At 71.8% G+C, this 21154-nt stretch carries 17 protein-coding genes; 8 read left to right on the top strand and 9 right to left on the bottom strand.

Features of this window, described 5'->3' with window-relative positions; all coding sequences use genetic code 11:
- Nucleotides 1-112: 112 nt before the first annotated feature.
- Entirely contained in the window at nucleotides 113-3121 is a 3009-nt protein-coding gene (uvrA, locus tag AC3IX6_RS28945; protein ID WP_489365966.1) for an excinuclease ABC subunit UvrA, read from the bottom strand.
- Nucleotides 3122-3308: 187 nt separating this feature from the next.
- Between uvrA and AC3IX6_RS28940 the strand changes: the two genes are divergently transcribed.
- Entirely contained in the window at nucleotides 3309-4010 is a 702-nt protein-coding gene (locus AC3IX6_RS28940; protein WP_489365964.1) for a maleylpyruvate isomerase family mycothiol-dependent enzyme, read from the top strand.
- An 18-nt stretch (nucleotides 4011-4028) separates the two neighbouring features.
- On the opposite strand, the gene AC3IX6_RS28935 is transcribed toward AC3IX6_RS28940, so the two are convergent.
- A complete protein-coding gene (locus tag AC3IX6_RS28935) occupies nucleotides 4029-4943 on the bottom strand; it encodes an IS982 family transposase (RefSeq protein WP_489363493.1) in 915 nt (304 codons plus the stop codon).
- Between the two features lie 86 nt (nucleotides 4944-5029).
- Between AC3IX6_RS28935 and AC3IX6_RS28930 the strand changes: the two genes are divergently transcribed.
- Entirely contained in the window at nucleotides 5030-5686 is a 657-nt protein-coding gene (locus tag AC3IX6_RS28930) for an MBL fold metallo-hydrolase (RefSeq protein ID WP_489365962.1), read from the top strand.
- Nucleotides 5687-5856: 170 nt separating this feature from the next.
- Nucleotides 5857-7167 carry an MFS transporter gene (locus AC3IX6_RS28925; RefSeq protein WP_489371590.1) on the top strand — a complete coding sequence of 437 codons (1311 nt, stop codon included), beginning with the start codon at nucleotides 5857-5859 and terminating at the stop codon, nucleotides 7165-7167.
- A 4-nt stretch (nucleotides 7168-7171) separates the two neighbouring features.
- Here AC3IX6_RS28925 and AC3IX6_RS28920 read toward each other — a convergent pair whose 3' ends face one another.
- From AC3IX6_RS28920 to uvrB, 5 genes are all read right to left on the bottom strand, one after another.
- Complete coding sequence (locus tag AC3IX6_RS28920; RefSeq protein ID WP_489365960.1) at nucleotides 7172-8401, bottom strand: serine hydrolase domain-containing protein; 1230 nt, start codon at nucleotides 8399-8401, stop codon at nucleotides 7172-7174.
- A 107-nt stretch (nucleotides 8402-8508) separates the two neighbouring features.
- Nucleotides 8509-9495 (bottom strand): TerC family protein, encoded by a 987-nt coding sequence (locus tag AC3IX6_RS28915; RefSeq protein ID WP_489365959.1) that lies wholly within the window; start codon nucleotides 9493-9495, stop codon nucleotides 8509-8511.
- A 267-nt stretch (nucleotides 9496-9762) separates the two neighbouring features.
- Nucleotides 9763-11724 (bottom strand): TerD family protein, encoded by a 1962-nt coding sequence (locus AC3IX6_RS28910; RefSeq protein ID WP_489365957.1) that lies wholly within the window; start codon nucleotides 11722-11724, stop codon nucleotides 9763-9765.
- A 128-nt stretch (nucleotides 11725-11852) separates the two neighbouring features.
- Nucleotides 11853-12431 carry a TerD family protein gene (locus AC3IX6_RS28905; protein ID WP_489365955.1) on the bottom strand — a complete coding sequence of 193 codons (579 nt, stop codon included), beginning with the start codon at nucleotides 12429-12431 and terminating at the stop codon, nucleotides 11853-11855.
- An 86-nt stretch (nucleotides 12432-12517) separates the two neighbouring features.
- Nucleotides 12518-14677, bottom strand: coding sequence for an excinuclease ABC subunit UvrB (gene uvrB, locus AC3IX6_RS28900; protein WP_266909618.1), 2160 nt, complete (start codon nucleotides 14675-14677; stop codon nucleotides 12518-12520).
- Nucleotides 14678-14928: 251 nt separating this feature from the next.
- On the opposite strand from uvrB, the gene AC3IX6_RS28895 reads away from it, so the two are divergent.
- The 3 genes from AC3IX6_RS28895 (at nucleotide 14929) to AC3IX6_RS28885 (ending at nucleotide 17900) form a co-directional block, all read left to right on the top strand.
- A complete protein-coding gene (locus AC3IX6_RS28895; protein ID WP_489365953.1) occupies nucleotides 14929-15813 on the top strand; it encodes a glycerophosphodiester phosphodiesterase in 885 nt (294 codons plus the stop codon).
- 64 nt (nucleotides 15814-15877) lie between these two features.
- Nucleotides 15878-16447 (top strand): methylated-DNA--[protein]-cysteine S-methyltransferase, encoded by a 570-nt coding sequence (locus AC3IX6_RS28890; RefSeq protein WP_489365951.1) that lies wholly within the window; start codon nucleotides 15878-15880, stop codon nucleotides 16445-16447.
- Nucleotides 16448-16592: 145 nt separating this feature from the next.
- A complete protein-coding gene (locus AC3IX6_RS28885; RefSeq protein ID WP_489365949.1) occupies nucleotides 16593-17900 on the top strand; it encodes an MFS transporter in 1308 nt (435 codons plus the stop codon).
- Here AC3IX6_RS28885 and AC3IX6_RS28880 read toward each other — a convergent pair.
- On the bottom strand, nucleotides 17894-18283 hold the full coding sequence (locus AC3IX6_RS28880; RefSeq protein WP_489365947.1) for a cupin domain-containing protein: 390 nt from the start codon (nucleotides 18281-18283) through the stop codon (nucleotides 17894-17896). The two genes, AC3IX6_RS28885 and AC3IX6_RS28880, sit on opposite strands and share 7 nt — an antisense overlap.
- A 73-nt stretch (nucleotides 18284-18356) precedes the next feature.
- Nucleotides 18357-19154, bottom strand: coding sequence for a class I SAM-dependent methyltransferase (locus tag AC3IX6_RS28875; protein WP_489365945.1), 798 nt, complete (start codon nucleotides 19152-19154; stop codon nucleotides 18357-18359).
- A gap of 82 nt (nucleotides 19155-19236) precedes the next feature.
- Between AC3IX6_RS28875 and AC3IX6_RS28870 the strand changes: the two genes are divergently transcribed.
- Both AC3IX6_RS28870 and AC3IX6_RS28865 read left to right on the top strand, forming a co-directional pair.
- Nucleotides 19237-20199: a pseudouridine-5'-phosphate glycosidase gene (locus AC3IX6_RS28870; RefSeq protein WP_489365943.1), complete on the top strand. Its 963-nt coding sequence runs from the start codon at nucleotides 19237-19239 to the stop codon at nucleotides 20197-20199.
- Complete coding sequence (locus AC3IX6_RS28865; RefSeq protein ID WP_489365941.1) at nucleotides 20196-21152, top strand: carbohydrate kinase family protein; 957 nt, start codon at nucleotides 20196-20198, stop codon at nucleotides 21150-21152. The genes AC3IX6_RS28870 and AC3IX6_RS28865 overlap by 4 nt, the downstream gene beginning before the upstream one ends.
- Nucleotides 21153-21154: the final 2 nt, after the last annotated feature.

Here is a 21154-nt window from a genome sequence, read left to right as displayed (position 1 = left end):
CGGTGAGGCAGTAGGGACATGCACCGCGTCATGGGCGCGGCGCGGCGCATGGGTCAGCCCCCGCCCGGCATCACGCCGGACGGGGGCTTCTGCTGTGGCGCCTCCCGGAGGGCTACGCCTTGCGGGCCCGGGTGGTCTTCTTCGCGGCCGGGGCGGCCGCCTTCTTCTCGGCCGGGGCTGCCGCCTTCTTGGCCGCCGGCGCCGCCGCCTTCTTGCGCGCGGCCGCCTTCTTCGCCGGCTTCGCCGAAGCCGCCGGCGGGGCGCCGGCCTCCAGGACCCGGTCCGCGCCCAGGATGTCGCGCAGGAACTTGCCCGTGTGGCTCTCACCCACCGAGGCGACCTGCTCCGGCGTGCCCTCGGCGACGACGAGGCCGCCTCCGTACCCGCCCTCGGGGCCCATGTCCACGACCCAGTCCGCGGTCTTGACGACATCGAGGTTGTGCTCGATGACGATCACCGTGTTGCCCTTGTCGACGAGCCCCGACAGCACCTTGATGAGCTTCGAGATGTCCTCGAAGTGCAGACCCGTCGTCGGCTCGTCCAGGACGTACACCGTCCGGCCCGTCGACCGCTTCTGGAGCTCCGAGGCCAGCTTCACGCGCTGCGCCTCGCCGCCCGACAGGGTCGGCGCCGACTGGCCGAGGCGGACGTACCCGAGGCCCACCTCGTTCAGCGTCTTCAGGTGCCGCGAGATCGTGGGGACGGCCTCGAAGAAGCCGGCGGCCTCCTCGATCGGCATGTTCAGGACCTCGGCGATGGACTTGCCCTTGTAGTGGACCTCCAGCGTCTCCCGGTTGTAGCGGTCGCCGTGGCAGACCTCGCACGGGACGTAGACGTCCGGCAGGAAGTTCATCTCGATCTTGATCGTGCCGTCGCCGGAGCAGTTCTCGCACCGGCCGCCCTTCACGTTGAAGGAGAAGCGGCCCGGCAGGTAGCCGCGCACCTTCGCCTCCATCGTCTCCGCGAAGAGCTTGCGGACGTGGTCGAAGACACCGGTGTACGTGGCCGGGTTGGACCGGGGGGTCCGGCCGATCGGCGACTGGTCCACGTGCACGACCTTGTCGACGAGGTCGTCGCCGTCCACCCGCGTGTGCCGTCCCGGCACCGAACGCGCGCCGTTGAGCTCGCGGGCGAGGTGCGTGTACAGGATGTCGTTGACCAGCGTCGACTTGCCGGAGCCCGATACGCCCGTCACCGCCGTGAGCACGCCCAGCGGGAAGGACACGTCGATGTCCCGCAGGTTGTTCTCCTTGGCGCCGTGGACCGTGAGCTTGCGCGACGGGTCCACGGGACGGCGGACGTCCGGGAGCGGGATGGACCGCTTGCCGGACAGGTACTGGCCGGTGATCGACTCGGGGTTCTTCAGCAGCTCCTTCAGCGAGCCGCTGTGCACGACCTTGCCGCCGTGCTCTCCGGCGCCCGGGCCGATGTCCACGACCCAGTCGGCCACCTTGATGGTGTCCTCGTCGTGTTCGACGACGATCAGGGTGTTGCCCATGTCCCGCAGCCGGACGAGGGTCTCGATCAGGCGGTGGTTGTCCCGCTGGTGCAGGCCGATGGAGGGCTCGTCCAGCACGTAGAGCACGCCCACCAGGCCGGAGCCGATCTGGGTGGCGAGGCGGATGCGCTGGGCCTCGCCGCCCGAGAGGGTGCCGGCGGCGCGGTTGAGGGAGAGGTAGTCCAGGCCGACGTCGACGAGGAAGCGCAGCCGCTCGTTGACCTCCTTGAGGACCCGCTCGGCGATCTTCTTGTCGCGGGCGTCGAGCTTGAGGCGCCCGAGGAAGTCCGCGCACTCGCTGATCGACATCGCGGCGACATCGGCGATCGAGCGGTCCATCACCGTCACCGCGAGCACGATCGGCTTGAGCCGGGTGCCCTGGCAGGTGGGACAGGGCACCTCGCGCATGTAGCCCTCGAAGCGCTCGCGGCTGGCGTCGCTCTCGGACTCCGAGTGGCGCCGCTTCACGAACGGCACCGCGCCCTCGAAGGCCGTGGTGTAGGCCCGCTCGCGCCCGTACCGGTTGCGGTAGCGGACCTCGATCTGGGTCTTGTGGCCGTACAGCAGGGCCTTCTTCGCCCGCAGCGGCAGTCCGGCCCACGCGATGTCGGTGCGGAAGCCGAGCTCCGTGGCGAGCGCGCCGATCAGCCGCTGGAAGTAGTCCTTGGTGTGACCGAGCGACCACGGCGATACCGCGCCCTCGTCCAGGGACTTGTCCTCGTCCGGGACGATCAGCTCCGGGTCCACCTCCATGCGCGTACCGATGCCGGTGCACTCGGGGCAGGCGCCGAAGGGCGAGTTGAAGGAGAAGGAGCGCGGCTCCAGCTCCTCGAAGGAGAGGTCGTCGTACGGGCAGTAGAGGTGCTCGGAGTACATCCGCTCACGCTCGGGGTCGTCCTCCGCGAGGTCGACGAAGTCGAGGATCACCATGCCGCCCGACAGCCCGAGGGCGGTCTCCACGGAGTCCGTCAGCCGGCGCTTGGCGCTGTCCTTGACGGTGAGGCGGTCGATGACCACCTCGATGGTGTGCTTCTCCTGCTTCTTCAGCGTGGGCGGCTCGGAGAGCTGGATCGTCTCCCCGTCCACCCGGGCCCGGCTGTAGCCCTTGGTCTGCAGGTCGGCGAAGAGGTCGACGAACTCGCCCTTGCGCTCGCGCACCAGCGGCGAGAGCACCTGGAAGCGGCTGCCCTCGGGCAGTGCGAGCACCTTGTCGACGATCGCCTGCGGCGACTGCCGCGAGATCGGCCGGCTGCACTCGGGGCAGTGGGGCTTGCCGATGCGCGCGAAGAGCAGGCGGAGGTAGTCGTAGACCTCGGTGATGGTGCCGACGGTGGAGCGGGGGTTGCGCGAGGTGGACTTCTGGTCGATGGAGACGGCCGGGGAGAGGCCTTCGATGAAGTCGACGTCGGGCTTGTCCATCTGCCCGAGGAACTGGCGGGCGTACGAGGACAGCGACTCGACGTAGCGGCGCTGGCCCTCGGCGAAGATCGTGTCGAAGGCCAGGGAGGACTTGCCCGACCCGGAGAGTCCGGTGAAGACGATGAGCGAGTCGCGCGGCAGGTCAAGAGAGACGTTCTTGAGGTTGTGCTCGCGAGCGCCACGAACGATGAGACGGTCGGTCACGCCGGTCCGCACCTTTCTTGAGAGAGCGGGGGCACTGGCCCCCGTCCCAGGGTATTGGGGGGCGCCTCTGCGGTGGAGTGGGAGACTGGACTCCGAGCGTATAGCACGTGCATTCGATTTCCGGCACTGTCTAGCCCTCTTCACCCGATCGTGTGGCGAGGGCCCCTCGACCACTAGGCTCGGCCGCATGATTGATCATGCGCACGACCTGCGATCCGTACGTGAGGCCACCGATCGGCTGCTGACCGCGGCCGCGAAGCTGGACAACGCGTCCCTGGCCGAAGAGTCACGTCTCCCCGGCTGGAGCCGCGGACACGTCCTGGCCCACCTCGCCCGGAACGCGGACGCCCTGGTCGAGGTCTTCGAAGGCCGCCCGATGTACGAGAGCGCCACCTCCCGGGAGGCCGACATCGAGCGCGATGCGGGGCGTCCCCTGCTGCAACAGCTCGAGGACGTCCGGAATTCCGCGGACCGCTGGCAGGCCGTCGCCGAGCGCCCGCAGGACTGGACCCGCACCGTGGAACTGCGCAACGGGGTCACCGACACGGCGGCCCGGGTGCCCTTCCGGCGCCTGATCGAGGTCGAGCTGCACCACGTCGACCTGAACATCGGCTACGAGCTGTCCGACCTCCCGGACGAGTTCGCCGAGCGCGAGATCGCCTTCCTCGCCGACCGCTGGTCGGGACGCCCCGACGTCCCGCCGGTCACCCTCCGGCTCGGGTACGACGGCACGGATCTCACCTGGCACACCGGTGGCACCGAGGGCGCGCCCGTCACCCTGGCCGGTACCCGCGACGAGCTGCTCGGCTGGCTCGCCGGACGCGGGGACCGGGGCGCGCACCTCACGCTGATCGAAGGCGGCCACCTCCCCGACCTGCCCCCGCTCTAGATGATTGATTCCAAGGCCTTAGTGGTCGTAGGCGGTCAGTGATCGGATGACTGGTCCACCGGTCTTGTGGTTGTGCCAGATCGCGGCGGTCAGGGCGAGGAGTCGCTGTAGGACGCGCACGGTGACCCCGGCGGGCGTGCGGCCGCCGTGCCGTTCGAGGTCGAGTTGTCCCTTGAGGGTCTGGTTGACCGACTCGATCAGCTGGCGCAGTGGCTTGAACAGCTCGGCTCCGGCCCGCTCGGGTTCACCCTTGCGGGCCGGCCTCAGCAGCCGGACGCCCAGGTCGGCGAGGTCCCTCTCGAAGGCACGGCCGTAGTAGTTCCTGTCCGCCAGCAGCGTCGGTGGTGGCCGGTTTGCGAGCAGGCCCGGGTCGACGTGGAAGATGTCCAGCAGCACTTCGCGTTCGACGGCCTTCGCTCCGGTCAGCGCGAAGGCGATGGGCAGGCCGTGCGGAGTGCAGACCAGGTGCAGGCGCAGGCCCCAGAAGAACCGTGAGTGGCTGGAGCAGTAGCCGTACTCGGCCCATCCGGCCAGGTCGGAGCGTTTCGAGGTCTCGCGGGAGCGTCCGCACTCCACGGGTGTGGAGTCCACGATCCACACGTCATCGGTCCACAGGGCGGTGTCGGTGGCCAGCTCACGCAGGACCTGCCTGACCAGGCCCGACGCCCGTCGCAGGCGCTTGTTCCAGCCTGGCTGCTGGGGCAGGTACGGGAAGAGGTGCCGCAGGTGAGCGTGGGCGTGGCGCAGCCAGCGGGCCTCGGAGACGAAGCCCAGCAGGGCCTGCATCACCGCGAGGGTGACCAGTTCCGCATCGCTGAGCTTCGGCTCCAGGCCGACCCGCGGGCGCCACGGAGCAAGATGCGGCGAAGCCTTCAAAAGGTCATCGACCCGCACGTACAGTGCAGTTGCGAGGGTGTCTATCTCGGTCGTCACAAACTGAGATTGGGCACCCTCGCGTCCGTACGGCTACCCCTTGGAATCAATCATCTAGACCGGACGACACCCTTAGGATCGAGCACATGACGTACAGCGGAGCGGTCAAGGTCGGCGGTCCGGCCGACGTGCACGAACTCTCGGACCTCATGATTTCCAAGGTCGCGGTGGGAGGCATGAACAACAACGCCTACCTGCTGCGCTGCCGGGCCACCGACGAGCAGCTGCTGATCGACGCGGCGGCTGAGCCGGAGACCCTGCTGAGCCTGATCGGCGACGGCGGCATCGCCTCCGTGGTCACCACCCACCGGCACGGCGACCACTGGGCCGCGCTGGCGGACGTGGTCGAGGCGACCGGCGCGCGGACGTACGCGGGCGCCCACGACGCGGAGGGCATCCCGGTCGCCACCGACGTGCTCGTCGAGGACGGGGACACGATCACGGTCGGCCGGGTCACCCTGACCGCCCGCCACCTGGTCGGCCACACCCCCGGCTCGATCGCGCTGGTCTACGACGACCCGCACGGCCACGCGCACGTGTTCACCGGCGACTGCCTCTTCCCGGGCGGCGTCGGCAACACCTCGGGCGACCGGAAGGCCTTCACCAGCCTGCTCGACGACGTGGAGAACAAGCTGTTCGGCGAGCTGTCGGACGAGACCTGGGTCTACCCCGGCCACGGCAACGACACCACGCTCGGCGCCGAGCGTCCCCACCTGGCCGAATGGCGCGAGCGCGGCTGGTGAACCGCTCCGGCGCGTCAACCTCGCGCCGGACCGCACTCCCTTCCGGTCATTGATGGCCGAACGCACGTCCTGGGGGCGCGGGGCGGGGTAATTGCTGCACCATGCAACACGACCCCTCCCCCGCGGCCCCCGCCGCGCCCTCTGCGCCGCCCTCCTCCCCACCCCCCTCGATGCTCCGGATCGCCGCGGCCTCCCTCGTCGGCACCGCCATCGAGTTCTACGACTTCTTCGTCTACGGCACCGCCGCCGCCCTGGTGCTCGGGCCGCTCTTCTTCCCCTCCTTCTCCCCGCTCGCCGGGACCCTCGCCGCCTTCGGCACCTTCGGCGTCGGTTTCCTCGCCCGGCCCCTCGGCTCCGCCCTCTTCGGCCACATCGGCGACCGGTACGGCCGCCGCCCGGTGCTCCTCGCCTCGCTGCTGCTCACCGGCCTGGCCACGGTGGCGGTGGGCTGCGTGCCCTCGTACGCCTCCATCGGGATGGCCGCGCCGGTCCTGCTGGTCCTGCTGCGCTTCCTCCAGGGCCTCGGCCTCGGCGGGGAGTGGGGCGGTGCGGTGCTGCTGACTTCGGAGCACGCTCCCGAAGGGCGGCGCGGACTGTGGTCGAGCTTCCCGCAGATGGGTCCGGCCGTCGGGTTCCTGCTGGCCAACGGCCTGATGCTGACCCTGTCGAGCACGCTGTCCGACGGGCAGTTCGCCGCCTGGGGCTGGCGGGTGCCGTTCTGGGTGGCGGGGCTGCTCGCCCTGAGCGGGCTGTGGCTGCGCCGCTCGGTGGAGGAGACCCCGCAGTTCCGGGCGCTGGCCGAGACCGGCCACCGGGCCGACGCCCCGCTGTCCGAGGCCCTACGGGGCCACTGGCGCCTGCTCCTGCTGACCGGCGGGGCGCTGGCCGTGGGCTACGCCGTCTTCTACGCGGTCACCACCTGGTCCCTCGCGTACGCCACCGAACACCTCGGCGTGCACCGCTCGGTGATGCTGGCCTGCATCATGGTCGCCGTCGCCCTCAAGGGGGTGGCCACCCCGGTGATCGCGGTGCTCGGCGACCGCTACGGCCGGCGCCCGCTGTGCCTGGCGGGCTGCACGGCGTCCGCGCTGTGGATGTTCCCGTTCGTGGCGCTGCTGCGCACCGCGGACCCGCTGCTGATGACCCTGGGCCTGTTCGGCGCCCTGCTCGGCATGGTGACGATGTTCGCGGTGGTGGGCGCGTACCTGCCCGAGCTGTACGCCCCGCGGATCCGCTGCACGGGCGCGGCCGTCGGCTACAACCTCGGCGGGGTGCTGGGCGGTGCGCTGACCCCGATCGTGGCGACGGCACTGGCGGACGGCTCCGGCCCGCCGTGGGCCGTCGCCGTGTATCTGACGGGGATCGCCCTGGTCTCGCTGGCCTGCTTCGCGCTGCTGCCGGAGACCAACCCGGTGGTCGTGCGGCAGCGGACGGGTGCGGAGGCGGAGAAGGGGGCGGCCGAAGCCGCCGCCCCCGTGTAGCCGCTCAGCTGTTCTTGTCCTCGGTCGGCTTGTGGCCCGGGTACACGTGGCCCGGGGTCACGATGCCGGTGACGGCCTCCCCGAAGAGGGTGCTGGGCTCCTGGCCCTTGTACGTGTCGTCGGTGTTCAGCACGATGACCATCGTGGCCTGCTCCTCCGGCAGGTAGACGGTCAGCGTCTCGTACCCGGGCAGCGAGCCGTTGTGGCCGATCCAGCCCTGGACGTTGAAGATGCCGAGCCCGTAACCCGCCCCGGGGATGATGCCGATCGGCTGGGTCTTCAGCCGCTCGGCCTGGGTCGCGGGGGTCAGGAGGGTGCCGGTGGCGAGGGTCTTCGCCCAGCTGCGCAGGTCCTGCAGGTCGGAGACCATCGCTCCGGCGGCCCAGGCCCAGGACGGGTCGAAGTCGGTCGCGTCCACGATCTTCCCGCCGGGCAGGTCGTTGGTGTAGCCGTGGGCGTGCGGCTCGGGGAACTCCGTGCCGACGGGGAAGAGCGTGCGGCCGCTCAGACCGGCGGGCTTCACCACGTCCTGCCCGATGACCTCCTGGATCGGCCGGCCGGTGATCTTCTCCACCACCAGGCCGAGCAGGATCAGGTTGGTGTTGGAGTACTCGAACTTCGCGCCCGGCTCGAAGTTCACCGGGTGCTTGAAGGAGATGTCGAGCAGCTGCTGCGGCGTGAAGGTGGAGGTGCCGGAGAGCTCCTTGTCGAAGCCCGGGTCGTCGCTGTAGTTGAAGAGACCGCTCCGCATGCCCGCGAGTTCGCGCAGGGTGATGCGGTCCCCGTTCGGGACGCCGCTGATGTACGTGCCGATCGGGTCGTCCAGGGAGATCTTGCCCTGGTCCACGAGCTGGAGGAGGGCGGTGACCGTGAACGTCTTGGTCTCGCTGCCGATCCGGATCCCGAGGTCGGGCGTCATGGGCGCGCCGGTCGCCTTGTCGGCCACCCCGAAGGACTTCACGTAGCTGCCCTTGCCGGGTGCCCACAGGCCCACGGTCACGCCCGGCACCTTGGTCTGCTCCATGACCTGGCGCACGGCCGCGTCCAGCCGGGCCGCGACGGCCGGCGTGAGCTGAGGGAATTCCGTGTCGCCGTCCGGTGACGGTGCGGCGGCCACGGAAGGCGCCGGGGCGCTCGCCCCGTACGCGGAGCCCGCGGCGGCCGGGGCGAGGAGGACACCTGCGGCGGCAACCGCCACACAGGCCCTGCGCATCCTGATGCGGGTCGGCCTCATGGGTCGGCCTCCTGTCGTACGACGACGAGGGCAACGTCCCACCAGCCTAGGCCCGCACCACCCCGGTCGCACGGCGACCGATCGGGGTGGTGCGGGCCTGCGGATCGTCAGGCGTCGATGCTCTTCGCCGCGGCGGCGGCGGCCTCGGCCTCATCCTGCTTCTTCGAGGCGATCAGGCTGGTGATCGTGGTGATCACCAGGACACCGCAGATGACGCCGAGGGAGACCGGGATGGAGATCTGCGGGACGTGCAGGCCCGACTCGTGGAGGGCGTGCAGCACCAGCTTGATGCCGATGAAGCCGAGGATGACGGAGAGGCCGTAGCTGAGGTGGACCAGCTTCTTGAGCAGGCCGCCGATGAGGAAGTACAGCTGACGCAGACCCATGAGGGCGAAGGCGTTGGCGGTGAAGACGATGTACGGGTCCTGGGTGAGGCCGAAGATCGCGGGGATCGAGTCCAGGGCGAACAGCACGTCGGTGGTGCCGATGGCGAGCATGACGACCATCAGCGGGGTCAGGATGCGCTTGCCGTTGCTCCGGATGAAGAGCTTGGTGCCGTGGTAGCGGTCGGCGACGCCGAACTTCTTCTCGATGGACTTGAGGAGGCGGTTCTCCTCGAACTCTTCGTCCTCCTCGTCCTTGCGGGCTTCCTGGATCAGCTTCCACGCGGTGTAGATGAGGAACGCGCCGAAGATGTAGAAGACCCACGAGAAGTTGGTGATGATCGCGGCGCCGGCGGCGATGAAGATGGCGCGCAGGACCAGGGCGATCAGCACGCCGATCAGCAGCACGCGCTGCTGGAGCTGCGAGGGGACCGCGAACTTCGCCATGATCAGGACGAAGACGAAGAGGTTGTCCACGCTCAGGGACTTCTCGGTGATGAAACCGGCGAAGAACTCCTGCGAGGCCTGTCCGTGGCCGAACACCAGCAGGCCGAGGCCGAAGAGCACCGCGAGGACGATCCAGACGACCGTCCAGATGCCCGCTTCCTTCATGGATACGTCGTGCGGCTTGCGGCCGATGAAGAAATCGGCGCCGATGAGGATGCCCAGACCGAGAATGGTCAGCACCCAGAGGAGCAACGAAACGTCCACTATTAACACGCCTCCGGCAGATGGCTCAGAACTTTGTCAGCGTCATCGCTGCCGGAGGTCTCTTCCACCCGGACGGCCAGGAGGCCACGGGCCGACGCCCCGGGACCGATTGCAGTCCGTATTGACGGGCACGTCGTAGCAGGAAAGCAGGAATACTCCCCTCCGCACTCACCAGGGTACCCGGCGTGGGCGCGAAAGGTAAAGGGGACCCCAAGAACTGGTCAGTGGCCGGTCATCCGGGGTGGGCGGCGGACCGCCCGGCCGCCGCTACCGCGCCCGGCCGCGGGCCGCCGCGACCCGCTCCAGTGCCTGGTCCAGGACCCGGCTGCCCCGCGGGGGCAGGTCCGGCTCGAAGATCCAGGCGTGGTGGACCCAGGGGTCGGCGAGGTGGTTGTCCGGCACCGGCGACAGCCGCATCAGCGAGCGCCACAGCGGGTCCAGCAGCGGCCCGTAGGCCGAGGCCTCGTCACGGTCCGCGACCATCAGGAGGTGCACGCCGACCGCCGGGCCCTCGTCGGCGAGGTAGCGCAAACGGGTGACGGCGCGGTCGTCGAAGCCGTGCGGGAAGTCGTGCACGATCAGCAGCTGGTCGGAGGTGTCCACATCGGGCGGCAGGTCCTCGGGAGCCCCGGCCCGCACCGCCATCTGCACGAGGTCCACCCGGCGGGTCAGCCGCTCCAGGGTCTCGGTGACCCCCGCGGCCCCGGCGGCGGGCGCCCCGGCCAGCACTCCGGCCCGGACCAGCGGGGCCAGCGAGGCGGCTCCGGCCCCGGCCGCGTCGATGACGTGGACGGCGAACCGGTCGGCGGGGTGGGCGGCCAGCATCCGCGCGGCGTGCGCGACGGCCATGTCCATGGCGGCCCGGCGCAGCCGGTCGGTGTCCATCGCCATGGCCGCCTCGGAGCCGGTGCGGCCGTTGTCGATCCACAGCCCGCGCTCCAGCGGGACCCTGACCAGCATGGGGATGCGCAGGTCGGGCCGCTCGGGCAGGTGGAGGTCGCCCAGGCGCAGGGCGAGCGGGGCCTCGGCGGGCACGGAGTGCGCCTGCCAGACCGGGTTGTCCCAGCGTGCGTACGCGGCGGGCAGCGCGGGCTCGACCACCTCGGACTCGGCAGTGAGCTGCACCAGGTCCCGGTCGAGGACTTCCTGCGCCCGCGCGACCAGTTCCTCGCGGCGGCCCCGGGCGGCGTCCCGCGCGGAGTTGCCGGAGCCGCCGAGCCGGTGGCGGGGGTCGGACAGCGCTTCGTCGAGCTCGCGGTCCATCCGGGAGTCGGCGAACTCGACGGCGCCGCGGTAGGCGGCGACGGCGCGGGCCAGGTCCTCGAACATGCCCCAGACCTGGTTGTAGAGCCGCTCCTCCATGGACCAGCCGCTCGCGTCTCCGGCGATGGGGCGGGGCTGCTCCCCGGGCCGCGGCGGCACGGCCGGGCGCGGCGCGGGCTCGGGCGGCTCGGTGCTGGTGCGGCGGCGCGGGTGGGCGTAGCTGATGGTGGGCGGACCGCCGGCGGTGTCCGGGCCCGGTGCCGCTTCCGGGGGCATCGGCGGGGGCGTGGGCGTGGGCGCGGCCGGAACGTCCTGCGGCGCCGGTGCCGGCGCCGGCGTCTGGGCCGTGGCCGGGGCCCGGAGCCCGCGCGGAACGGTCGGGGCCGGGCCGCCGGGCATGACGGCCAGGGTGATGTCGCCGGCCGGCGCCGCGCCCAGGGCGGCGGCGGCCAGTTCGGCCGCGGCCGGGGCGGGCAGCCCGGCGTCGGTCAGGAGCGCGCCGAGACCGGCGGCGTACCCCTGGCCGACGGCGCGCACCTTCCAGGCGCCCTGGCGCCGGTACAGCTCCAGGGCCACGACGGCGGTCTCCGACTCCAGTCCGGTCAGCGTGTACCCGGCGAGCTCCGCGCCCTCCGGGTCGGCCACGGAGACGTAGGAGGCGGGGACCGCGCCGAAGTGCCCCGGCCCGCCGGGCGGCAGGACCAGGACGAGGCCGACCCGGTGGACGGCCGGTGCGACCGCGTCGAGGTCGACCGCTATGCGGTGCTGCCCGGAGGCCGCCCCGGGCACTTCGAGCCCGGGGAGGGTGCGGGCGCCCGGGTGGGCGACCGCACCGGGGCCGGCGAGCCGGCCCGTGTCGTCGCCGAGCTGGGCCAGGGCGAGCACGGGTGTGCCCGCCGAGACCCTGATCTCCACCCGGCTCCGGGACAAGGGGTGGTTCTGCCCCCGGACCAGTTCGGCCGTCATCGTGCAGCCCCTCCCCCGTACCCGTTCTTCCGCCGGGCCCTCGATCGCGCCCGGTCCTGCTGTGCTGTGTTTCAGTGCTGCTGTACTGCTGTCCTGCCGTGCTGTTCGTGCCGTGCTGCCGGTCCTGCTTACAGGTGCGGCAGGATCGCCGGCATCAGGTCCTGGAAGGTACGGCCGTTGGCCGGGTTCCCGAGGGCCGTCATCTGCCAGCCGCTGCCGACGCGCGAGACCTTCGCCATGATCTGAGCGGTGTACTGGCCGCCACCGTCCAGCGTGTAGCGGGCCAGCTCCTGGCCGTTGGTCTCGTCGACGATGCGGCAGAAGGCGTTCTCCACCTCCTGGAACGTCTGACCGGTGAAGGAGTTCACCGTGAAGACGATCTGGTCGATGTGCACCGGCACGCGCTGCAGGTCGACGAGGATCGACTCGTCGTCCCCGCCCTGGCCGACGCCGCCGACGAGGTTGTCACCCGTGTGCTTCACCGAGCCGTCGTCGCTCTGCAGGTGCCGGAAGAAGACGACGTCCACCGGCTGCTTGTCGGCGAAGAGCACTGCCGACGCGTCGAGGTCGATCTCCCGGGTCCGCGAGCCGAACAGCCCGCGGCGCTTGGCCGCCTGCCAGCCGAGGCCCATGCGGACCGCGGTCAGCGTGCCTCCGTCCGCCTTCTGCAGATTGATGGCCTGACCCTTGGTCATGTTGACCGTCACGCGCTGTCCCCTCTCCATAGCCCTCCCCCGATGGGGGTGCGCAGCGTGTACCTGCGGCTGTGCCAACCCTACTGACCGCCTCCGGGTCAGGCGAGGCCCGCTTCCTTCATCTGTCGCAGCTCCTTCTTCAGCTCGCCGACCTCGTCCCGGATCCGGGCCGCGACCTCGAACTGAAGCTCCGCCGCCGCGCCCCGCATCCGTTCGGTCATCTGCTCGATGAGCGAGGCCAGTTCGGCGGCGGGACGGTCGGTCGCGACCACGGGACCCTTGGCGCCCTTGGCGCCCTTCGCCCCGGCCTTGCCGCCCGACGCGGCCTGCGCCGCCTTGCCGCCCAGGGCCGGGACGGGCGCCTTGAGGGCCTTGCCGTCCTTCGTCTGCCGGTAGCCGGTGCCGAGGAGCTCCTCGGTGTCGAGCTCCTCGCGGGCGATCGTGGCCACGATGTCGTTGATCTTCTTGCGCAGCGGCTGCGGGTCGATCCCGTGGGCCGTGTTGTAGGCGACCTGCTTCTCGCGGCGCCGGTTCGTCTCGTCGATCGCCTGGGCCATCGCCGGGGTGATGCTGTCCGCGTACATGTGGACCTGGCCGGAGACGTTGCGCGCCGCGCGTCCGATGGTCTGGATCAGCGAGGTCCCCGACCGCAGGAAGCCCTGCTTGTCGGCGTCGAGGATGGCCACCAGCGACACCTCGGGCAGGTCGAGGCCCTCGCGGAGCAGGTTGATGCCGACCAGGACGTCGTACTCGCCGGCCCGCAGCTCGCGCAGCAGCTCGATGCGGCGCAGGGTGTCCACGTCGCTGTGCAGGTAGCGGACCTGGATGCCGAGCTCCAGGAAGTAGTCGGTGAGGTCCTCGGCCATCTTCTTGGTGAGGGTGGTGACCAGGACCCGCTCGTCCTTCTCCACCCGCTGCCGGATCTCGTGCACCAGGTCGTCGATCTGGCCCTCGGTGGGCTTGACCACGACCTCCGGGTCGATGAGCCCGGTCGGGCGGATGATCTGCTCGACGAAGCCGTCGCCGCGCGAGAGCTCGTACTTCCCCGGAGTGGCCGACAGGTAGACGGTCTGGCCGATCCGCTCCTGGAACTCCTCCCACTTCAGCGGCCGGTTGTCGAGGGCCGACGGGAGCCGGAAGCCGTGGTCGACCAGGGTCCGCTTGCGCGAGGCGTCGCCCTCGTACATCGCGCCGATCTGGGGCACGGTGACGTGCGATTCGTCGATGACGAGGAGGAAGTCCTCGGGGAAGTAGTCGATGAGCGTGTTCGGGGCGGAGCCGCGCTCGCGGTCGTCCATGTGCAGCGAGTAGTTCTCGATGCCGGAGCAGGAACCGATCTGGCGCATCATCTCCAGGTCGTAGGTGGTGCGCATGCGCAGGCGCTGCGCCTCCAGCATCTTGCCCTGCTTCTCCAGCTCGGCGAGGCGCTCGGCGAGCTCGGCCTCGATGCCGCGGACCGCCTTCTCCATCCGCTCGGGGCCGGCGACGTAGTGGCTGGCGGGGAAGACGTAGAGCTCGCGGTCCTCGCTGATCACCTCGCCGGTCAGCGGGTGCAGGGTGGACAGGGCCTCGATCTCGTCGCCGAACATCTCGATGCGGACGGCCAGTTCCTCGTAGACCGGGAAGATCTCGATGGTGTCGCCGCGCACGCGGAAGGTGCCCCGGGTGAAGGCCACGTCGTTGCGGGTGTACTGGATGTCGACGAAGCGGCGCAGGAGCTGGTCCCGGTCCATCTCCTCACCGACCTTGAGGGGGACCATCCGGTCGACGTACTCCTGCGGGGTGCCGAGACCGTAGATGCAGGACACGGAGGCGACGACGATGACGTCGCGCCGGGTGAGGAGGGAATTGGTCGCGGAGTGGCGCAGCCGCTCCACCTCCTCGTTGATCGAGGAGTCCTTCTCGATGTAGGTGTCCGACTGCGGTACGTACGCCTCGGGCTGGTAGTAGTCGTAGTACGAGACGAAGTACTCGACGGCGTTGTTCGGCAGGAGCTCGCGGAACTCGTTCGCCAGCTGGGCGGCGAGCGTCTTGTTCGGCGCCATCACCAGGGTGGGCCGCTGGAGCTTCTCGATCATCCAGGCGGTCGTCGCCGACTTGCCGGTTCCGGTCGCGCCGAGCAGCACGACATCCTTCTCACCTGCACGGATGCGCTTCTCCAGCTCGGCGATGGCCGCCGGCTGGTCGCCGCTGGGCGTGTAGGAGCTGACGACCTCGAAAGGCGCCACCGTGCGTTCGATCTTCGATACGGGCCGCATGGGTCAACCGTACGACCACCCACTGACACTCGGGGCCCGTCCGCCCCGTCCGCCCCGTGCGGAGCCGTGCGGGCCTGGTCCGTTTGTCGTAGTTCGGTGGCGGCCCGGTGATCGTCAACCCCATGATCGCCGTACGCGGCTCTCCCTGAAAGTGCGTCGGAAACGCACGCCGCCTGTGCACCGCCGCAACGAATGCCGCTCCGCGCCCGTTTGACGGCAGGAGCAGGGCCCATGACCCGAGGAGAACGCGCATGTACGTCCGATCCGCCGCCGCGGCCACCGCCGCCTTCCTGGGACTCGCCCTGAGCGTGTGCGCCGCGGGCTCCGCCTCGGCCGCACCCGGTCCGGACTGGCTGTCCAACCCGATCGTGTACGCCCACCGGGGGGCTTCGGCGTACGCCCCGGAGAACACCCTGGAGGCGATCGACCTCGCGATGGAGATGGGCTTCGACTGGGTGGAGAACGACGTCCAGCGCACCAAGGACGGGGAGCTCGTGGTCATCCACGACGACACCCTGACCCGGACGACCGACGTCGAGCAGGTCTTCCCCGACCGCAAGCCCTGGCGGGTGCGGGACTTCACCGCGGCGGAGATCGCCCGGCTGGACGCGGGCAGCTGGTTCGGCCGGAAGTTCGCGGGCGCCCGCGTACCGACCCTGCGGCAGTACATGAACCGGGTCCAGCGCAACCAGCAGCGCCTGCTCCTGGAGATCAAGAAGCCGGAGCTCTACCCCGGGATCGAACGGCAAACCCTGGACGTGCTCGGCGAGACCGGCTGGCTCGAGGAGAACCACGTGGCCCGCCGGCTGGTGGTCCAGAGCTTCAGCGCCGCCTCGGTGCGCACCGTGCACGAGCTGCGCCCCGACCTCTTCACGGCCTTCCTCGGCACCCCGGCCCTCGCCGACCTGCCGCGGTACGCCGAGTTCACCGACCGGATCAACCCCTGGTACGCCACCATCGACGCCGACTGGGTCGCCGCGGTGCACCAGCTGCTCGGCGCCCACGGCAAGGCGCTGGAAGTGGACACCTGGATCGTGGACGACGCCGCGACCGCTCTGAAGGTCCAGGACATGGGCGTGGACGGGATCATCACCGACAAGCCCGACGTCGTACGGGAAGCGGTCGGCGGCTACTGACGGGCGGGGCTGTGTCAGTGTCAGTGTCAGTGTCAGTGTCAGTGGGGAGCCGTACCGTGAAGGGGTGGACACTCCTGAGCCCCGCGGGCCGCACCTCGAATGGACCGTCGTCGACAGCGGCGGCATCGGCATCGGGCCGCTGCTCCTCGCCGCCACCCCCGAGGGCCTGGTCAAGGTCGAGTTCCATGCCGGACCGGACCGGGCCGCGAGGATGATCGGCGCGCTGGTCTCCCGGCTCGGCGCCGACGCCCGGCGCCCGCCGCCGGGCGAGGAGGTCCTGCTGGCCGAGCCGATACGCCAGCTGAACGCCTACTTCGCGGGCACGCTGCGCCGCTTCGACCTGCCGCTGGACTGGCGGCTGAGCTCCGGATTCAACCGGCAGGTCCTGCTGGAGCTGGACCGCACCGTGCCCTACGGGGCGGTCGTGGGGTACGGCGAGCTGGCCGCCCGCGCCGGGGCCCCGGGAGCCGCCCAGGCCGTCGGCAACGCCATGGGCTCGAACCCGCTGCCCCTGGTCGTGGCCTGCCACCGGGTCGTGGAGAACGACGGGGGCATCGGCGGCTTCGGCGGCGGCGTGGAGACCAAGCGCCGCCTCCTCGCACTGGAGGGGGTACTCCCCCAGCCGCTGTTCTGAGGACGTCTGCCGTGCTCCCGGTGGTGCTCCCCGTGCTCCCGGAAACCCTGTTCCGCCCGCCCGGCGAGGGGTGCGAAACTGCGGCGGTGACCACTCCTCGCGCCACGCCCCCAGCTCCTCCCCGTCCGTGTCGGAGGTGGACCGCGTGAGCACCGCGCCCGGCACCGACCGGCCCGCCGTCACGGTCACCGCCGCGGACCTGCCCCGGCTGCGGCGCCGCACCTCCGGGGTGCTGATCGCCGGCCAGGTGCTGGGCGGCATCGGCGTGCCCATCAGCATCGCCCTGGCCCCGGTCCTGGCCACCGAGGTCAGCGGCACGGAGTCGCTCTCCGGCTTCGCCTCGACCGCCTCCGTGATCGGCACCGCGGCCGTCTCCCTGCCGCTCGCCGCGCTGATGACCGCGCGCGGCCGCCGCCCCGGACTGGTCCTCGCCTACGTGATCGGCGCCGCCGGGGCCGCCCTCGTCGTCCTCGCCGCCTCGATCAAGAGCTTCCCGCTGCTGATGCTGGGCATGGCCGCCTTCGGAGCCGCCTCCTCCGCCAACCTCCAGGCCCGCTTCGCCGCCGCCGACCTCGCCGAGCCCGACCACCGGGCACGGGCGATCTCCGTGGTCGTCTGGGCCTCCACCATCGGCGCCGTGCTCGGCCCCAACCTCTCCGCCCCGGCCAGCCGCAGCTTCGCCGGCACCTCCATACCCCCGACGGCGGGGCCCTTCATCTGGGCCGGCGCCGTCTTCCTGCTCACCGCCACGCTGATCGGCGTACTCCTGCGCCCGGACCCGCTGCTGACGGCCCGCGCGCTCGCCCCCGCCGAGGACCAGACCCCTGCCGGGCGTTCGCTGCGTGCCGGGTTCGCGGCCGTCAAGGCCTCCCCCCGGGCCCGGCTGGCGCTGCTCACCATCGCGGTGTCCCACACCGCCATGGTCTCGATCATGGTGATGACCCCGGTCGACCTCGGGCACCACGGAGCCGGGCTCCAGCTCATCGGGCTGGTCATCAGCGGGCACATCGCCGGCATGTTCGGCTTCTCCCCGGTGATGGGGTGGCTCGCCGACCGGATCGGCCGGCTCTCCGTGATCGGGCTCGCCGCCGGGCTGCTGTCCGTCGCCGCGCTGCTCGCCGGCACAGCCGACGGGAACCACGCCCAGAGCGCCGCCGGGCTCTTCCTGCTCGGCCTGGGCTGGTCCGCCGGCATGGTGTCCGGCTCCGCGCTGCTGACCGACTCGGTGCCGCAGCCCGCGCGGGCCGCCGTACAAGGGCTGGGCGACCTCACCATGAACACGGCCGCCGGGGTCGGCGGCGCCGCCGCCGGGCTGGTCATGTCCCAGGCGGGCTACGGCTGGCTCAACGCGGCCGCCGCCGCCCTGCTGCTGCCGATGGCGGCGCTCGCGCTGTTCACCTCGCGCCGCCGTCCGGTGAAGGCGGCGGACACCGGGGCGGGCACCGCTCAGTAGCTGATGTGGTAGGCCTTGCGGAGCGTCTCGTGGACGGTCCAGGTGGTCTTGTCACCCTCCCGGAGGACGCAGGCCGAGCCCGGGCCGACCTCCAGGGTCGCGCCGCCCTCCACCTCGATGGTGGCCCGGCCGCTGACCACCACGAACAGCTCGTTCGCCTCGGTGTCGGTGACCACGCCCGGGGTGATCTGCCAGATCCCGCGGACCTGCGAACCGTCCGGCGCCTCCCACAGCACCTTGCCGGTCACGACCGGGTTCCCCGAGACGATCTGCGCGGGGTCGAGCTCGTCCGGTTCCAGTTCGGAGTCGGGGACGTCCGGGAGGGACACGGCGAAGGAAGCGGGGGCGTCCGCGGGGGCGTCGCGGTGATCATTCGTGCTCATGGTCCGGGAGCCTAACCGCAGCACCCCGAGCCCCGGGGTGACCAGAGCGTCCAGCGCGCGCCCGCCCCACCCGTCACCCTGTCGAGCGACGCCGCGCGGCGAGCACCGGCTGGTGGAACCCGCAGTCCGCCGGGGCGTGCCACACCGTCTCCGTGAAACCGGCGGCCTCCGCGAAGGCGGCCGTCTCCTCCTCCGCCAGCGCCCAGTACGTGGTGCGCGCGACCCGGGTCGTCCAGGTGTCCCCGGTGGGCAACAGTTGGAAGAACTCCAGGTCGTAGCGGGCGCCGTCGGGGTGCCAGTGCCACAGCTGGAAGGTGATCGTCCGCCCTTCGGGACCCTCGTGCACGTGCGGAGCCTCGCTCAGCGGCCGGGCCGCGCGCAGTGCCCCGTACGGCCGGGTGGACAGGAGCAGCAGGCCGCCGGGGCGCAGCACCCGCAGCATTTCGGCCAGGGCGGCCCGTACGTCCGCGGCCGTCAGCAGGTGCGGCAGGGCGTTGTCGGCGCAGACCACCGCGTCGAAGGAGCCGTCGGGGAAGGGCAGCGCCCGCATGTCGGCGGCCGCCACGGGCAGGACGAGTCCGCGATCACCCGCCTCGCGGAAGGCACGGGCGACGGAGCCGGGGCTCAGGTCCGTACCGGTGACGTGGTGACCGAGGGCGGCCAGGGCCAGGGCCTGGGTGCCGATGCCGCAGGCGGTGTCGAGGACGCGTCGCGGTCCGGGGCCGAGGGCTGAGGCGATCAGGGCGTCCAGGGCGCGGCCCTGCCGGGCGGTGCTCGCGCGCCAGTCGGCGTACAGCAGGTCGTAGCGGTCGGCGAGTTCGTCGTAGAAGGCACCCGGATCCCGGGGGGCGCGTGCGTCCTGAAGGCTCATGCGGGCACGGTACCGGGGCGGGTTCGCGCCGGTACGGCGTCCTCGCGTTTGGGGTCCCGGATCGCGTGCCAGGGATGGGGACATGTCACAGCACACAGCATCCGAGCACACGACGCCGTCCCTTCTCCCGGCCGCCGTCCCGGTCCTGTCGGAGGAGGTGCGCGAGGCGCTCGACCGCCGGCAGCCCGTCGTGGCGCTGGAGTCGACGATCCTCGCCCACGGTCTGCCCCGCCCCCGCAATCTGGCGGTGGGTCTGGAACTGGAGGAGCTGGTCCGTGCGGAAGGAGCCGTCCCGGCGACCATCGCGGTCGTCGACGGGGTGGCGTACGCCGGGCTGGACAAGGCCCGGCTGGAGCGGATCGCGGGCGGCGAGGGCGTGCGCAAGCTCGGCCACCGGGATCTGGCCCCGGCCCTCGCCACCGGGGCGACCGGCGCGACGACGGTCTCGGCCACGGCCTTCCTCGCCGCGCGGGCGGGGCTGCGGGTCTTCGCCACCGGCGGGCTGGGCGGCGTACACCGGGACTGGACGCGGTCGCAGGACGAGTCGGCGGACCTCGCGCTGCTGGCGCGGACCCGGATCACCGTGGTGTGCGCGGGGGTGAAGTCGATCCTGGACGTGCCCGCGACGCTCCAGCGGCTGGAGACGCTGGGGGTGACGGTGCTCGGGTACGGGACGGATCGTTTCCCCGGGTTCTACCTGGCCGATTCCGGTGAGCCGGTGGACTGGACGGTCCACCGCCCGGAGGAGGTGGCGGCCGTGATGGCCGCTCAGGACCTCCTCGGCGGCGCGGAGTCGGCGCTCCTCGTGGCCAACCCGGTGGCGCGGGAGCGGCAGCTCGATCCGGAGCTGCACGACCGCGTCCTGGCCGAGGCGCTGTCGGAGTGCCGGGAGCGGGGCATCACGGGACAGGCGGTGACACCGTTCCTGCTGGGGTTCCTGGTGCGCGCGACGGGTGGCGCCTCCCTGGAGGCCAACCTCGCGGCGGTACGGGGCAACGTGCGCCTCGGGTCCCGGATCGCGCGGGCCTGGGCGGCCCGGCCGTGACCGGCGCACCGGCCGCTCCCGCCCCTCCCGCCGGACCGGGGGCGCTGCTGGTCGTCGGGGACGTGGTGACGGACATCGTGGCGGTCCATGCGGAGCCACTGGCTCCGGGTACCGACACCGCGGCCCGGATCCGCACCCTGCCGGGCGGCGCCGGGGCCAACGCGGCCTGCTGGGCCGCCCACGCGGGAGCCCCGGAGGTACGCCTCCTCGCGCGGGTCGGCTCCGACTCGGCCGGGTGGCACGAGCGGGCGCTGCTCGACGCGGGGGTGCGGCCGAGGCTGGTGGTCGATCCCGCCGAGCCGACCGGGACGGTGGTCGCGCTGGTCGGAGCGGACGCGGAGCGGACCTTCCTGACCGACAGCGGTGCCTCGCTGCGGCTCTCCCCCGCCGACTGGGAGCCCGGACTCCTGGACGGGGTCGCCCATCTCCACCTGTCGGGCTATCTGTTCTTCGCGGACGCGAGCCGGGAACTGGCCCTGGTCGCGCTACGGGCCGCCCGGGCCCGGAACGTACCGGTGAGCGTGGATCCGGCGTCGGCGGGGTTCCTGGCCGCGCTGGGTCCCGGGCGCTTCCTGGCCGCCGCGGCGGGAGTCGGCGTACTGCTGCCGAACGAGGACGAGGCGCTGCTGCTCGCGGGGTCGCACGGGGCGGGTAGGGCGGACGGGGCGACCCGGGCGGCCGCGGTCGCGCGGGCGGCGGCGGAGCTGAGCCGGCGGGTGCCGCTGGTGGTGGTCACCCGGGGCGGGGCCGGGGCGCTCATCGCCGAGGACGGCCGGGTGACGGCCGAGGTCGCGGCGGAGAGCGCCGAGGCGGTGGATTCCACGGGCGCCGGGGACGCCTTCACCGGCGCCTTCCTCGCGGCCCGGCTGGCGGGAGCGGGCTCGGCGTGGGCCGCGGGGGCCGGCTGCCGGGCGGCCGCGCTGGCGGTGACCCGGCTGGGCGGGCGGCCGTAGGG

It is taken from the genome of Streptomyces sp. GL_141 (assembly GCF_057834385.1).
Note: the sequence above shows the minus strand (reverse complement) of the source record. Positions and strands in the feature narration are given on the sequence as shown.